At 39.5% G+C, this 16,149-nt stretch carries 7 protein-coding genes; all 7 read right to left on the bottom strand.

All coding sequences use genetic code 11. From position 1 onward, the window contains the following. Nucleotides 1–493: 493 nt before the first annotated feature. The 7 genes from F0Q01_RS09585 to F0Q01_RS13940 all read right to left on the bottom strand — a co-directional run bounded on the left by F0Q01_RS09585 (nt 494) and on the right by F0Q01_RS13940 (nt 16,037). A complete protein-coding gene (locus F0Q01_RS09585; RefSeq protein WP_090488452.1) occupies nt 494–1,141 on the bottom strand; it encodes a lysoplasmalogenase family protein in 648 nt (215 codons plus the stop codon). A 12-nt stretch (nt 1,142–1,153) separates the two neighbouring features. Beyond that, complete coding sequence (locus tag F0Q01_RS09580; protein WP_090488450.1) at nt 1,154–2,926, bottom strand: hypothetical protein; 1,773 nt, start codon at nt 2,924–2,926, stop codon at nt 1,154–1,156. A gap of 50 nt (nt 2,927–2,976) precedes the next feature. After that, complete coding sequence (locus F0Q01_RS09575) at nt 2,977–4,164, bottom strand: class B sortase (protein WP_090488448.1); 1,188 nt, start codon at nt 4,162–4,164, stop codon at nt 2,977–2,979. A 129-nt stretch (nt 4,165–4,293) separates the two neighbouring features. Further along, the gene (locus tag F0Q01_RS09570) at nt 4,294–14,400 is read right to left on the bottom strand and encodes a fibronectin type III domain-containing protein (protein ID WP_090488446.1); all 10,107 of its coding nucleotides are present in this window, start codon (nt 14,398–14,400) and stop codon (nt 4,294–4,296) included. 209 nt (nt 14,401–14,609) lie between these two features. After that, complete coding sequence (locus F0Q01_RS09565; RefSeq protein WP_090488444.1) at nt 14,610–15,224, bottom strand: Fic/DOC family protein; 615 nt, start codon at nt 15,222–15,224, stop codon at nt 14,610–14,612. A gap of 4 nt (nt 15,225–15,228) precedes the next feature. Further along, nucleotides 15,229–15,393, bottom strand: coding sequence for an antitoxin VbhA family protein (locus tag F0Q01_RS09560; RefSeq protein WP_163927216.1), 165 nt, complete (start codon nt 15,391–15,393; stop codon nt 15,229–15,231). A gap of 518 nt (nt 15,394–15,911) precedes the next feature. Beyond that, entirely contained in the window at nt 15,912–16,037 is a 126-nt protein-coding gene (locus tag F0Q01_RS13940) for a hypothetical protein (RefSeq protein ID WP_278335945.1), read from the bottom strand. Nucleotides 16,038–16,149: the final 112 nt, after the last annotated feature.

Below are 16,149 nucleotides of genomic sequence, written 5' to 3'. Positions count from 1 at the left end.
TTAGAAAAATATAAAGCAGGTTTTGTAATATATTTGCAGCTGCCGCTAGGATGGCGGCAGCAGTGGTCACGCTGAGACACGATGTCGAATGTGCCACGGTGCATATATATACAAAACCTGCTTTTTAATTTTTCTTAGTGAATGTATCATGAGCCCATAACACCCTCTTAAGAATCATTTTATACAACTGCCATTAAAATTAATTATGTGTCCGCACGGGTAGCCTACATTTTTGAAAACAATGTATAAGAAATGATTAAGCATCAAGCTTAATCATTTCTGTACTAGCAGCACATTTATTTAAATGTGCTGTCCTCCGAAGGAGGATTAAAATGCAGCTTTCCTTGGCTGCATTTTAACCCCTTAAAAAGACGCATGCTAGATGTTCACTCTTTGCATATTGAAAAACTATAATATTCGCAAAATTGTTTCCACACCCCGGTGGCGGGCCTGGGCAGGGCTTTTAGCCTACTTGGCGCTGTGAATAAATGGGTTATAAGCTAAATATAAATAGTAAGATGGCTGCATAGTATGTGGCTAGATTTATGAAGTGGACTATGCGCTTGATTGATTTGCTTCTGTAGTGATAGAAATATAGGAATATGATTGTGAAGTCGCTAATCCAAAAGAGGATTCCGGCAATGGCAAGCCATAACATGCCCTGTAAACCGCATTCTAGGGCCTTTAGCGTCATGGTAGTGATGAAGTAGCAGTAGATTAGGCATGGCACGAATAAACTTCCCATATGGAGCCTAAAGTGGCTTCTCAGCCATGCCAGTAAGACACATGATATACAAGGCAGAATGTAGATTAGGGCACTAGTTCTGTCTGTAATTCGGCACATATAGTTTAATAGACCAACGTGACCTATCATAAAGGATATAATGCCAAGTATCATAAACTCCTTTCGGGTGTAGGTGTTGTAGAGACCCATTAGAATATCACCTACAAAGCATGCAAAAAGAGCCCACATCATCATTGTCAGCTTCTCTGAAAAGTAATGGTTAATGAATAGAATAGCCAAAAAGGAGGCACTACATACCACCTTAAATGGGACATAGTACCTCCTTGATAAGCTATTATCACATACCATAAATAATCCAATTATTAATGCCACATAAATAATAGTTTCAATAATCATTTTTCCACCTGTTTAATACTCATCTCTCTGGCTTTCAAGTATTGCTTCTAACTTCTTCTGGCGGCTGAAAAGAATTGCGCCTGCTCCAAGTAAGAAGATTGCAAGGCAAAGAAGATATCTGTTATCAAATCCGTCGGCTGTCTTAGGAGTACTGTCCTGTGTGTGTCCTGAAGAAATTGAGCCATCTGAACTTACCTTGTATGTAACGGTGGTTGTTGTCTTGCCAGCAGTTGTTGTAGCTGCTGTACCGCCTGTAATCTTAAGTGTTGTAAATGCATAACCATCTGTGTACTGGAACTGCACAGCATGATCACCATTTGCAAGGTTAGCTACGTACTCTTTTGTAAGAGTAATGATTGTAGAACCAGACTCCATTGTGTAGTTTGCCTTGTCTACTTCATTGCCATCTATTAATAGATATGCAAATTTGTCAACTGGACCATCACATACGATACGTACTGGGCCTGAGCCAGCTACTACTGTCTGGTTAGCACCCTCTGTTATGTGATACTTGTTTGTTGTCTGTGCCTCAGCTGATACAGTACCTGGTTTCACAACAGGAGCAGGTGTGCTGCTCTCGCTAGATGAGCCACCGCCGGAACCACCTCCACCGGTGCCACCACCGCTACCATTTTTAGTGTAGGTAAATGTAACTGACTGATTGTCAGCTACCACTACTGTATAAGTTGTAGGAGCCTGTGCTGTATAGCCATCATGAGGTGTTGCGCTTATTGTAGCACCTGCCTCATATTGATTTGTCTCGTTCTTAAATACTGTGCCATCTGCCGCCTGCTCTACAACAGTTACATTGTACTTGGTTGTAGGAGTAGGTCCTGGTGGCTCTGGACCTGGTGGTGTAGGTCCTGGAGAATCCTTGGTGTAAGTAAAGCTAATTGTGTCGTCAGCATCTGCTGTTATTACCTTAGAAGAATCTCCGCTAATTGTGTAGCCATCATAAGATTTTGCATTAACAGTGAGCTCGATGCCCTCTGTCTTAAATGTTGTATATGTATCAAATGTAGTGCCATCGCATACAGCGTTTACTGTGATTGTGTATGTTGTTGAAGCACCGTCTAAGATTACGTTTGGATAATTGTGTGAGAAATACTCAACTATAGGACTTGTAGGTCCTGCACCTGTTATATTAATGTGTGTTCCATCTGTAGGCCATTTTTCATGTGTTCCAATAGTCTGGATGCTAGAAGCACTGTTATTCTGGAATGAAAGATTAGTAATTGATGTATCATCAAGTGCATAATCACCGATAACTGTTGTGCCTTCTTTTATAATGTATTTGTTGTCTGAAACAGCCTTACTTGGAACATATATAAGCTTTGTGCCTGTATAAAGTCCCTTGTTGTGTATGTAATAATCACCGCCAGAAATACTAAATGCAATATTAGTACAGCCAAGGAATGTAGTTGCATCTGCACCTGACATGCTCTCACATGAAACGCTGCTTAATGCTTCGTCGCCCTTTAATGCACTATGACCTAGATTAAGATTTCCATTTACTTTTATAGTTGAAAGTGAATTGAATCCTGAAAGAGCACTGTCATCGATAGTAAGATTGCCATCGCAGGTAACTCCTGTGAGGGTGTCTTCATATCCCATCAGCTCTCCTAGCTCGATATGTCCATCTGTAACTACATAGGTACTGCCTTCCCAGGTACCTTCTGCTTCTGAAGTTGTCGAGCCAAAGAAAGTAAAGCCCGTCAGAATAATAGATGCGCTAATAAGAATACATCCTAGTTTTTTCAAAAATCCCTTTTTCATCTTAGCCATAGCATTCCCATCCCTAAATCCAAATGTTTAAAGATTATAGTTTATTGTATTTATTTTATTCTCTTAGCCACAACAAACATTCTGCCGTTTTCGGTGTATGTATTGCATGTGCTTAGAGTTAATAATTTGTCATCGCTAGTAATATCAATAGTCTCGTCAAATACCGATAAACTTTGGATATTATCTATAAACTCTTGAAGCTCCTCACCTGTCAGGGCATCTATAAAATCATAGTACTTGTAGGTGTCATCGTCCTCGTAACCTACTTCGGAAAGTCCCACGCCTACTACCTGATAAGTCTGCTCCTCGTATAGAGTTTTAAATATTATAGTCTTATGCGCCTGATAATAATCATAATCAAGATATCTCTTGAGGCCACCAAACATGGTACCTGAACGCATGTTATGTCCGTAGATAATTGTATTAGTGGTAGGATTAACTATGTCACACCTATAATCCACAAATAGAGTCCCTGCTGTGCTGCTCTCACCATAAAAATCACGTCTCAAATAGTACTCTGGATCGCTAGGTGTCTGCATAACCGGATAGTTGATATCTGTATCTACTACTGTAAGAACTCCTACAAAATCATTATTTTGAGAGTATAATTCATTCATTTCAGGAAGGATCGGTCTCTCTCCTGCTGCATAATTTGCATCCCACTGACTATGGATAAAATCATCATCAATTTCATTTGCAGGTGCAGTATTTCCTGATTCACCCCCATTTTGGTTCTCTACAGAATGTATATCGTCAATTACATTACTATTATTAACATTATTTTGTGAATTATTAGTGTTTCCTGTGGCATTTGCGGCACTCTGTACCTGGTCGTCAAGCTTTGCCAACTTTCTAGTGTGAATTATTTCCTTGATTTCCACACTTGCAAACACACCAATAAGCACTACCGCAAGTCCCACAAAAACATACCCCAATGCCTTTGTACTCTTGGCTCTACCAGCTGCTTCCTCGATAATCTCTCTATCATCAAGAAGGCCTGCTGATTTCTTGGCAACTATATCTGCTACATGCTCTGCGTACTGCTGTCCAATTGGACTGTTAAAAGTAATAATACCGTCTCTTATATCATTATAAAGGCGCAATGCCACCTCAGGGTCTTGAATATCAAGTTCCTGGTTGATGCACTCTATTTTTCTAACGTCCTCCTGGGCTCCTCGGTACTCATAGTAGGTCTCAAATTCGAATCCGCCTATGATGAACTTTTTTCTTTCAGACATACCTTCCCTATCCTAATATCAATAGATACTTAAATTGTATAGAAAAACGCTTGTTCTTACAATACTTTTCTTATTTTTATTAAGGCAAAAAAACAGCCCCATCCGAAGATGGGGCTGCCTCAATTTTGTTTATTTTGCCTTTGCGCTTACGTAATCAGATTCTGATACAAGCTCTAGGTCTTTGTTGCTGTCAAGGTAGTAGCCTTGTACGTAGTAATAGTAGGTCTTTCCACTTGTTAAGCCAGAATTGGTGTAGCTTGTTTCTGCACCAGATGACTTAGGAATTACTGCTATAAGTGTATCGTCTGCCTTAGATGTTGTGTTGTCATCACGGTAGATGTAGTACATGGTTACGCTTGCAGAATTTGTACATGTAATTGTCATTGAACCAGCTGAGTTACTTGCAACTCTAAATGCTGCTGTTGAAATCTCAGTTGCCTGTTCGATGCTTACATCCTTAGAGCTAAATATTCCAGTTCCCACATAAGCACGTGCTGAAATTCTGTACTTTGTGCTACCTGTAAGGTTCTTGAATGTGTAGCTTGTTGCCTTGCCTTCTACTCTGACTGTCTGAGTTGCGCCTGTTCCAAGGTTCTCAATATCAAGCTCTGTTCCCTCTGAATACATATCTCTTGCCCATGCTACTGAAATGCTATCCTGAGTATATGCTGTAACATGTAAGTTAACTATTGGCCAAAGAGCTATTTCAAAGTTATCAAGTCTTGTTCCTGAGAAGTTGCCAGTACCCTTAATTGTAATTGTACCTGTGCCGCTTATCTCTCCACCGTATGTAACAGTGTAGTCAGAATCCTTGAGAGTATAAACTCTAGCCTTGCCATCAATATCCTCAACCTTAAGGAATATTGTAAAGCTTGGAGTCTGGGCCTTACCTGTGTATCTCTGAGTCTTAGCAAGTACTACCTTACAATCGTCGATTGGACGCTCTATAATCTTGTACTCTACTGTCTGCTCACCTGTCTGAGTAGGATCACTTTCTACGAACCAGTGAACTGTAGCTGCTATAGTACCTACATTCTTAAGGTCATCATCTGAAGTAACTGGTACGTCAGTGTATGAACCATTTGGATTGTAAGTTCTTCTGAAGTATTCTGTGAGACTATCATCTACTAAAATATTAGGATAATTTGTCTCAAAGTCAGGCTTAATAGCTCGGCCTGTGTACATGTACTCCTCATTGAAGTTGATAATCTTTATAAGGCTCTTATCAAGAGCGATATTGAAGTTACCTACCTTTTCTCCTCTGAAGTAAGGATTCTTAGCTGTAATTGTAACCTTACCTGTTGTTGTATAGTTGTCATCAGAAGATACAACTACTGTATAATCAGTATTCTTTGTAAGAGTCATGTATGTTCCATCTGATCTGTAGAGAATTACCGCAAATATTGGGTCAATCTCCTGACCTGTAAGGAACTGATCTGGAATGCCTTCAACAGATGTATCAATTGTTACACCGTCAGGCTTGTAGCCTACAAATGTACACTGATCCATGTTAGCCATAATCTTGTACTCTCTGTAAAGGACTCCCTTGTAGCTTCCTATACCTTCTACATATACATATCCCTTGCCTGGATCTCTTGGCTGCTTCTTGTTAGCCTCAATCAAGCTTTCAGTTGAAGTGTCTTCCAACAACTCAGTTGTATAGTAAACTTTGTAATCTGTGCCTTCCTTAAGCTTAGCATCAGATGTGTTAGATACTACAACTGCTGGAGTTATATATGTACCTGTGTAGTCAAATGCATAATCTAATAGCTGAAGCTCATCTTCACGCTCAAACTGTACCTTGAACTTACCATCTCCAATAGAGCTCTGGCCTATTATGAAGTATGCCTTAATAGTTGTTGTTGAACCTGCATAGTTACCTGAATCTGTTGGGAATGTAACTGTTACGCATGCCATCTTAGCATCAGGAACTGTTGGGTCATAGTACTTATTGTTGTCGTCGTATCTTACTGTGTAATCAACATTTTCTCTAAGCACCTGTGCTGTAGAGCCGCTTGCAAGACCGCCATCAGTAATTGTGATAGTAGGTGTAATTGGCTTTCCATCATATTCCTGATAATAGTAGCCTGCGAATGAAGCATCGCCAAATATCTCAGATGACTTAGCTGCTGTAAGTGTAGTAAGGTCAGGTCCCTCTAATTTAAGAGTAACCTTATCAATATTTACTCCACTTGTATCGCGAGTATAGCTATTCTTCCATGTAACCTCACCTTCAAGGATTCTTGTATTAATCTTGTAAGAGTCAGTTACTGTGCCGTAATATCTTCCCTTACCGATGATGTTTACAGTCTTAACGCCTGCGTTTACTGTATCAACATCTCCAGACTCGTTTACTACCTGGATTTCAAAGTCTGTACCTTCTGTAAGAATTGTGTGACTTCCATCATCCTCTACAACATATACTTCTGTAAGCTTAGGTAAATGACTTACTCCGTCATATGTAAACTCCTGAATGTATGTGCCATCCTTGTGGTAAGAGAACTTGCCTTCTGCTGCAAGATCAGAAAGTGACTTACCAACACTAAATGGTACCTTAAATTGCTCGCCGCTATAGTTGCCTGTACCTGTGATAATCACATAAGGTGAGCCTTCTTTTACATCATAGTTTCCGTAAGAATCCTGAGTCTTTGAAGTATCCCATCCACCTTCACCGGATTTATCATTTCCAACTACAGTAATTGTATAGTCTGTTGGCTTTGTAGGATCTGAACCATCGTTCAATGTAACTGGATTCTCTGCTGATGCTCCAGCCACACCTGCATCCTTAATAACAACTGTTGGTGTACCGCCAATTGTAGATACATCACCTACTGCAATAGAGATTTTTCCTGTGCCATTTAAATAGTTTGCAGGAATTGATCTGTCTGTAACAGTAAATCTCTTTGTTATTGACTGGTCACAACTTCTGATACCAGTAATTGTGATTGTATAATCTCCCTTATCTACTATCTCAGATACAGGAACATTATTTGAATTAAGGATAGTCAATTCATAGTCGCTATTGTATTCGAGTATTGTACCATTTACCTCAAGACTTAACATGCTGCTGTCAAGTGGCACAGGATCTCCTGTGTATTCGGCACTTGTCTTTCCAATAGTTACTGTTGTGCTACGTAAATCTAGCTTTTTAATCCTAAAGTCTACATTTAATGTTTTACCAGCAATTGTATAATTTCCATTTGTACCCTCTGCAATCGTTACTGATGGATAAGCAGTAAATAGCTGACCTATCCTGGTGGCCTCAGCCTCAAGATAATCAGTCGCACCGATGTCATTGTTCTTGTATGCCGTCTCATCATTAATCTGATAGTCTGTACCGCGCTTAAGTGTAAGAGTACCATAAGTAATTCTTACAGCTGGCTTTACTGGAACACCAGGACCTGCGTATACTGCCTGCTCTACGCTTATAGTACACTTAGATAAATCAACAGGTGTAATTGTATAGTACATATTAAATGTACCAGAATATGCACCCATACCTGTAACTGTTACGTATGTACTACGCTCTGTCTGAGTAGCATTTATACAGTTATGATAATCAAGTGTGTAGTCTACATTTCTAACAAGTGTTGTAGCACTATCTGCTTCAGGCTTAATTAAGACATTAGGCTTAATATCACTGCCTGTAAATTCTGCAGTATATGATTCAGCATATGAGCCATCGCTCTGCTTAAAGGCCTTATAGTAATCTGTGATATCAATACCACTTACCTCAAGCTCTATTGTCTGAGGATCTCCCATTACATCTGTTGCTGTTTCGCCCTTGGAAATTGTAATAGTATGAGTTCCAACATTCTTTACTGTCTTTGAGCTAGGGTCGATTGCAAGTGAAGCAGAAGGAACTGTCTTTCCTCCACATACAGCAGTCACGCTAAATGAAATATCAGCGCCTGTGTATGCTGCACGATATACTCCATCTGCACCGTAAGTAATTCCTGTTCCAGAAAGAGAAATCTCTGCATCATTCAAATCGTATTTAATATTGTATGTAAGCTGAACTGAATCAGTATAATATGCAGAATCAGGCTTTGCTGTAAGTGTAATTGTCTTAGCACCTACTGACTTGATATCTGTTGGATATGTAACTGTGTAGTCCACATCCTTCTCACCGTATGCAAGTGCAATGTATGCATCAACATTTACATCGCCACCTGTGTATGCAAAGTCACTCTGGAGCAGTCTTGCATTTGCAACGGCGCTGCTTATAGGTGTCTTAAATGGAACATTGTCAAATGTAATGTTTCCACTGACGAAATTCTTGGCGCCACTGCTCTGGCCTGTAACTGTTACCGAGCCCTTACCTGGTCGCTGGCTTCCTGTAACAGTGTAGTTGTACTCTGTAGCAGAGCCTACTGTGTATGAAGACTCAATAGCTGATGACCATGTATCAGTTCCAGTTGAATAGTAAACATAAGCTGTAGGTGTCGCGCCTGCTGTAAATGTTGTGTTATCAAGCTCAACCTTTACAAGGCCATTCTTAGCAACAAGCTTGCCTCCCTCCTGGGAAATGCTCATATTTCTAAGCATCAGGTAAATATTAATATTTGCCTTTTTCGTTCCTTGATACTTGCCTTTACCTGTTACTTGTACATAGTTTTCGCTAAGGTTCTTGCCAGGAACTGTATTTGTACCATAACTTAATGTATAGTCTGTATCTTCTCTAAGAAGAGTTGTTCCGTAGTATACAGTAATATCTGCTGGCTTAATCTGACTTCCTGTAAATTCATAGTAAGGAGAACCTACTATTATCTTGAAGTCATCTCCACCTACATCAATTGCACGTACCTCAAATGTAGCCGTTGCTGTTGATGTAGTTGCATAATTACCAGCGCCAGTTGCTGTGATCGTAATTGTTCCAATTCCATTTACAAGACCTGTTGTGTCATAGCTTAATGTATAATCTCTGCCCTGTGTAAGTGGCTTATCGCCAGAATTGTATACAGTTAAATTTGAATCAATATTGATTGCAGAGCCTGTGTAGTATACCCAGTATACGCCACTGTCGTCTTTGTAAACCTGACCACCTTCTGCAATATCAATTTTCTTTAATTCACCATCACCAATTGTATAGGTGTAATTGAATCCATTCTTGTAATTGCTTTCTGCTGTTGCGGCAACAGAGACAGATGTAACCCCCTTTGCTGGTCCGATGGTTTCTGGAGTCATTGTATAGTCTTTATCTGCACCATACTTAAGTTCTTCAGAGAAAGAACCCACCTTGTATGTAATAGTAAGTTCACCATCTCCAGCAGTAGTATGTGCCACATTAATCTCTTCGCCTGTGAACTTTCTAGTAGCAGGATTATTTTCACAAGTAATTGAAACATGAGAATTGCTTGGAGTGCTTCCGTTTACTGATAAATCAATTCTCTTGATTCTATACTTGTATGTGTATGTACCGTAGTAACCCTTATCCTCATTACCCTTAAGTACTACAGTGATAATGTTCTGATCACCATGTGAATTATAAAGGTCATATCCAGCATCAGAAGTTCTACTTTCTACCAGATACTGATAATTAGAAGGACTAGTCTCTGATGAGCTCAAAGTAGCACCATCTACTGTAAGCACTTCGTAAGGAGTCTTATCAGAGCCTATATAATCAACCTGATAGTATCCCTCTGAAAGTGAATAATTCTCTGTTGCATCATAAGGATTCTTAAGTACAACTGTTGTAGGATTTGAAATATCATGACCAACACCGTAGGTCTCTTCTACTGTTCCAGTATAGTTGCCCTTACCTGTAATAGTAGCTGTATAGCCTGAGCCCGCCTTTGTTGCTGTGCTATCTGCTGTTACAGTGTAAGCTGTTGCTGGATCAAGAGCCTTACCACGCTTACTTGATATCAAATCTGAGCCATTATCAACGATTGTAATCACTGGACTATATGTGCCAGTGTGGCTTGCTGACCAATCAGGTGCAGCAACTGTTATATCTATTGTGCTTGCGCTTAGGTCTCTAGGCTGGATTTCGAAGAAGACATAGATATCTCCTGTTCCATAGTAGTTACCTTGGCCACTAATCTTTACATAGCTTGACTTTAATGTAGATACGTTAGATGAATTATATTCAACAACGTTTTCGTTATTAACGTATGTATATGTGAAGTCATCATAGCTAAGCTGTGTTGCTCCATCAAATACCTCTACGCTAGGTCTGAGCTTCTTGCCTGTATATTTTGGCTTATAGCTTGAGCAGTACTTATATAAATCACTTGAACCACTTGCTGGGCTAAACTCGCTGTCAGTTACCTGATATCCATTGAGCTTTATTGTTAAATTAGCCGCACTTCTAGATGTGATTGTAAATGTCTTTGGCACTGCACCAGTAAGGTTGTTAACACCAGTTACTGTAACAGTAGCTGTTCCTGCTGCAATATTATCAGCGTATGAAAGTGTGTAATTGCTATCACTTACAAAGTTCCCATTATCAAGTGTCAATGTAACACCTGGCTTATTCTCTGCACCAGTATAAGCAATGCTTGTGTATTCAAGGGTAATATTGCTGTCCTTAATTGTTGCTGGTGTAATTGCAAAAGTACCACTTAATGAACCTGTGTAATTGTTCTCAGAGGCCTTAATTGTAAAGCTTGCTGAATTAGTTACATCAGTGTGATTGTTATTGTAAACAATTGTAAAGTCCTTATCAGCGCCTTCTACAAGGTCTGTTCCATTAAATGATAATGTATAGTCTGTTCTCTTAAGCTCTACAGGATCTGCTGTATAAGTAAAGGATGTAGTATTTAAATTAAAGCTAATATCTGTATTTGTTCCAATATTTACCTTTGAAACTGTATACTCTGCTGCAGCGCAGAATCCATTATATTTACCAGTACCAACACAGACAAGATACTTTGTGCCTGCATTAGTTGTAAGCTCAGATGCCTTGTGCTTATCAGCGGTAACGCTATCAGCCCACTCTACATAGTAACCATCTGCTGTACTATTTACTTGAGTCTGTGTCAATCGAGTACCGCCCAAATATAAGTGAGCAGTTGGTTGAATCACGCTTCCAGTATAAACTCTCGAATATCCAGACTTCCATCCTGTACTGCTAGATGCCTTATAATTACCATTCTGATTTACCCAGATTACAGCATCATCTGTAAAGTTAGGTGTAATTGTAAATGATTTTGTCTGCTGACCTGTAAAGTTTCCAATACCCTTTATTGTAATGGTAGCTATGCCTGCTGCTGTGTTATTAGAATAAGTAAGCTCATAGTCTGTATCCTTTACAAGTGTCTTTGTAGTAGACTCATCTACCTTAAATGTAACAGTAAGATCTTCTGCAGGTCTTATTTCTTCGCCTGTACGTGTGTACTCTGACTTAGCAAGTGTAGCTACTACACTACTGTTATTGCTGATTGATAGTTCGTAAATATTAAAGTTAAGTGTAAGTGTACCCTTGTAACCATCTACAGCAAAGCTAATTGTAGCATCACCTACATTTTCATTATCTGTATATGTAGCAGTTGTATTACCGCTTGTTGATGTCTTTGGTGCAACCCAGCTTGCTACTTTCTTTGTGCCTGCTTCGTAGAATATAAAGTAATTTGCCCAATCGTCTGTAGGAGTTGTGATTGCCTTTCCTGTATATTCAAATGAAGGCTCTTCATCATTTACCCAATGTACTTCAAGGTACTTTGAGATATCATCTGCACTTGTGTCTACAACATAAGTTCCATAGTTAGAGCCATCTTCTGTCTTGTAGTTACCCTTACCTGTAATAGTAACTTTATAGCTTATTCCTGCTGTACCAGTAGTCTTATCAGAAAGTGCTACTGTGTAATCAGTACCTAGTGTAAGTGGAACATCTGTAAGTCCGCTTGTTGCTCCAGTAACTGATGATACAGTGTTCTTTGATGTATCAATTACAAAATTAGCGCTTACAAAATTAGCATCCCATGTCAAAAGCTTTGGAGTAATAGTAAAGTCTTTTGTAAATGTGTAAGTCACTCCACCAGAGCTTGTATATGGAATATTTACTGTTGCTGTACCAGCATCCTTGTTGCTTGAGTAGCTAATGCTTCCAAGCTGGTCCTCGCCATAGTTTGTTGTTCCATCAGAAAGCTTTACATGAGGCTTCTGTGGCTGAGCATTATACTCAACTGAATAATTAGTTGTGTATGAACCTGATGTTGTATCAGAAAGTGAAATAGCAAATACTGTAATTGTTACCTTTGCAAACACAGTGTCACTGTATTTTGCCTGAACTACTGCCGTACCTGCAGAGTTAGCTGTAATGCTTCCATCTGAGCCTAGGCTAATACAACTTCCTGAATCTATTGTCCACTTAATTGATCTTGCATAATTAGGTGTCAGTGTGGCAATTAACTTATCTGTCTCACCAACTGAATAGTAAATCTTGTCTCCATCTAATGTCTTGTTCTGAGATGTGATTGTAATTCCTGTTACATCATCAGGAGCATCTATTTCTTCAAGAGTAAGTCCTATAGTTCCAAGTACACCAGGCTGTAACAAAGCATTGTTACCAGTCATGGTATAAGTGTTATGCGAGCTTAGTCCCATCTTTACTTCATAATTTCTTCCTGCAAAACCAGAAATTACTATTGAATAATAATCACCTGGATTTACGTAAGAATCGGTACCTGCTGTATATGTGAAATTAAACTCTGCCTTATACCAACCAGGATTAGAGGCAGTAATTCCTGCGCATGTTGCTGTTGCTATGGCATTTCCGGCTCCTGGTTTATCGTTTGTGGAACTATTACTATCATAGAAGGTCGCTGTAAGTGTTGGAGCATCCTCCTCCTCTTCTAGCTCTATATATATGTATGCACTTGTTACTCTTGTATATTTTGTAGCCTGAGCACTTGTTGCTAGTTTCGATCCTCCTTGAACAGTAAATGAATCCTCTGGCAAAGTCTCCTCTGCAGAAATAATAATGTATGAGAAATGCTCTGACTCAAATGTTACATCAGAACCACTTACACTAGAGTCAAGCTTTGTAACTCCATTGCCTTCCTCTACACGGTGTACCTCTACTGCACTATCATCCACATCATTTAACTCACCAATACCACTTACTGTGATTTCAACAGCACCACCATCAGTCTGTGGTTGATACTTGTTTCCATCAGCATCGTAAATTGTAATATCGTAAGCTCTAAATACTTCGTTGTTTTCTTTTCCAGCATTGTCCAGAATCTGCTCAGCGTAATCAAGGCTGATTGGCTGGATCTCTACAGTTGCATTCTCTGGCATTTCACCCTTTACAGTAATTACTACGCCATCGATTGTCTTTGAAATTTTTGTATAGACAAGCTTGTATCCCATGTCTTCCATCTTGAATCCGCAATGGATACATACGCCGTCAGCATCAAACTCGCATTCCTCTGTTTCGTCAGAGATTTCTTCTTCGCCTGTTTTCTTATTGCGCTTTATAGTTCTCTTAATATGAGTTCCATCACCATTTGGTGTGTATTCGTACTCATATTCGTATTCGTCTTCTTTTTCTTCAGTGTATCCACAGTGAATACATGCTCCATCTTCCATAGAGCAGTCTTCAGTCACTGATTCACCACAGAGAGCGCAAATCTTCTCATGAGTGCCATCGCCATTGCTAATATAGCTCCACTCGTGTTTACACTCTTTATCCTTCTCTTCCTTTTCTTCTAACTCTTCTTTTTCAGAGTCTTCCTTTTCCTCAAGTTCTTCTTTTTCGGATTCTTTCTCTTCCTCAACCTTAGGAGTTTCGGTTTCCTCTTCTGTTATCTGGTCATTTGAAGAGCCATTGTTTTCTGTAGTCGAGTTATTTGTCTCGTCACTTGGTGTATCTATAGGATTAGGGTTGTTGGCATCATTATTAGCCCCATCTTCATTTGAGGCTTCATTTCCATTTTCTGGAGTAATAATATTTCCGTTTTCGTCTACTATTACAGGATTATCAATACCTGTATTATCCTGGCCTGCGATTTCACCATCTATGCCAGGTTCTCCCGTAATTTCTCCTGTTCCAGCCTCATCCACTTGTGCGGCTTCATCTACAGAAGCTTCTCCCTCTGGTGCAGTATACTCGCCTCCAGCACTCTCCTCAGGTGCCGCTGCGCTTTCCTCGCCTCCGGATTCTTCAGTGCTTTCTATGACTTCACCTTCAGCCCTGGTGTAAAAGTCGTCTCCAACCATTGTTGTTACAAGCAACAATGCTAGCAAGAAAGCCATTAATCTTCTTAAAATATTCATGCTATTATTCATGTGCCAACCCTCTTTTTCTGTTATTTTTTATACAAAAAATAGACGTAGATATACCACTACGATTTCCATATCGGCATAATCTATTATTAATTTTATATATTAACGCAGTTTTTCTTATGAAATTTATGTGAAATTAATATGTTAAAAGCCCCTAGAACAGGGGCTTTAGAATATGTTGGCACATTTACCGAAACATGTGTATTATTTCGCTATTCCATTTCCACAAGACATCCATACAAAAGTTCCTCAAAAGGCTGATAATTTAGCACTGAACTTTCCTTGCTGGCAAGTATCATATCGTTCTTTGTAGTCTTAGAAAAATCGATGTCAAAGTGGTTACTATTCTTGCAGATATACTCTATAAATACTCGCTGAGCGCGGCCATTACCTTCCCTAAATGGATGAATCATATTAATCTCACCAATCAGGTAAGCAAGCTTCTCAGCCATTTCTGTCTTATTATCCACATCCTTTAGATAATTATTATGAATTATCCACTCATGGACCCTTTTAAATTCTATCTCTATAAACTGAGTCAGGCAGAAAATAGTGCCCTTTGAAATATCTACGGTGCGAATCTGACCCGCCCACTCGTATATATCCTGAAACAAATACCTATGAATGGCACAAAGATGTTCTAAAGAAAAATCTCCTGGAATCGGACGCTGGCTAATCTCAAAATATCTCGCCGAGCTAAGCTCCTGCTCCACCTTGAACAGCTCGTCCTTATCCCTAATATCAAGTTTGTTCTTGAGGACATGAGTGTGTGGATAGCAGTACTGTCCGTTATCCTCATACTCATAGCGATAATATTCATCCATCATGGGCTTATCCTACCGAAACATACCTAGATGTAATCTGTCGAACTACATCCTCCACATCAACCTCTTTTTCGATAATCATTCTCCCACGCTCTATCTCCTCAGGAGTGAGTATCATGTCTTCCATAGCAAAGGAAGCTCTTACGCTTGCAATTTTTTCATCTGTAGACATTAGTCTCTCCTTAGATATCGACTTAAATTCCATTCTTCAACACCTTATACGTCGAAATGCTAAACAACGGTCCAAAAAACTTAGTTACATTATATCACAATTGTCTGACATTTCATACCCACCCCACCTAGGTTGAAATACATACCAACTATCTAGCCAAATCCCGCCTCATCCCCCACCCTTCATAGCATTTCAAGTTTTCCATCCGGCGCCCCTAGCCCCACATCCCGCTTGTAGGAACTTTTATGGCTCTAGATATGCATAAGGGCACCTGTGGTATCGATTCAGCGAATATTTGTAGTTTTTCTTCACGTCAAAAATTGACAACAGCCATGTGTCTTTCTAAGAATGAACTGTTTTCAAAAATGTAGCTTTGCTGTGTGGACACCCAATTAATATCTATGGCAGTTTTCAAAATGATTCTAAGAGGGTGTTTGGGGCTCATGATACATTCACTAAGAAAAATTAAAAAGCAGGTTTTGTATATATTTGCACCGTGGCACATTCGACATCGTGTCTCAGCGTGACCACTGCTGCCGCCATCCTAGCGGCAGCTGCAAATATATTACAAAACCTGCTTTATATTTTTCTAAGTTCATTCCAAAATCGCTCCAAACACCCTCAAAACCATTTTTAACTGCCATCTTAATGTGCCGTGTGTCCACACATAAGCTACTTTTTTGAAAACTGTAAAGGCTTGAGAAAGACACATGAAATGTCTGTTGTCAATTTGCGTGTAGAAAAACCAAATATTCA

The sequence above is a fragment of the Pseudobutyrivibrio xylanivorans genome (assembly GCF_010906925.1).
Lineage (GTDB): Bacteria > Bacillota > Clostridia > Lachnospirales > Lachnospiraceae > Pseudobutyrivibrio.
Note: the sequence above shows the minus strand (reverse complement) of the source record. Positions and strands in the feature narration are given on the sequence as shown.

Coding starts and splice junctions, on each gene's coding strand:
- F0Q01_RS09580 (WP_090488450.1), bottom strand. CDS start 2,926: ATGGCTAAGATGAAAAAGGGATTTTTGAAAAAACTAGGATGTATTCTT.
- F0Q01_RS13940 (WP_278335945.1), bottom strand. CDS start 16,037: ATGGCAGTTAAAAATGGTTTTGAGGGTGTTTGGAGCGATTTTGGAATG.
- F0Q01_RS09560 (WP_163927216.1), bottom strand. CDS start 15,393: ATGTCTACAGATGAAAAAATTGCAAGCGTAAGAGCTTCCTTTGCTATG.
- F0Q01_RS09570 (WP_090488446.1), bottom strand. CDS start 14,400: ATGAATAATAGCATGAATATTTTAAGAAGATTAATGGCTTTCTTGCTA.
- F0Q01_RS09585 (WP_090488452.1), bottom strand. CDS start 1,141: ATGATTATTGAAACTATTATTTATGTGGCATTAATAATTGGATTATTT.
- F0Q01_RS09565 (WP_090488444.1), bottom strand. CDS start 15,224: ATGATGGATGAATATTATCGCTATGAGTATGAGGATAACGGACAGTAC.
- F0Q01_RS09575 (WP_090488448.1), bottom strand. CDS start 4,164: ATGTCTGAAAGAAAAAAGTTCATCATAGGCGGATTCGAATTTGAGACC.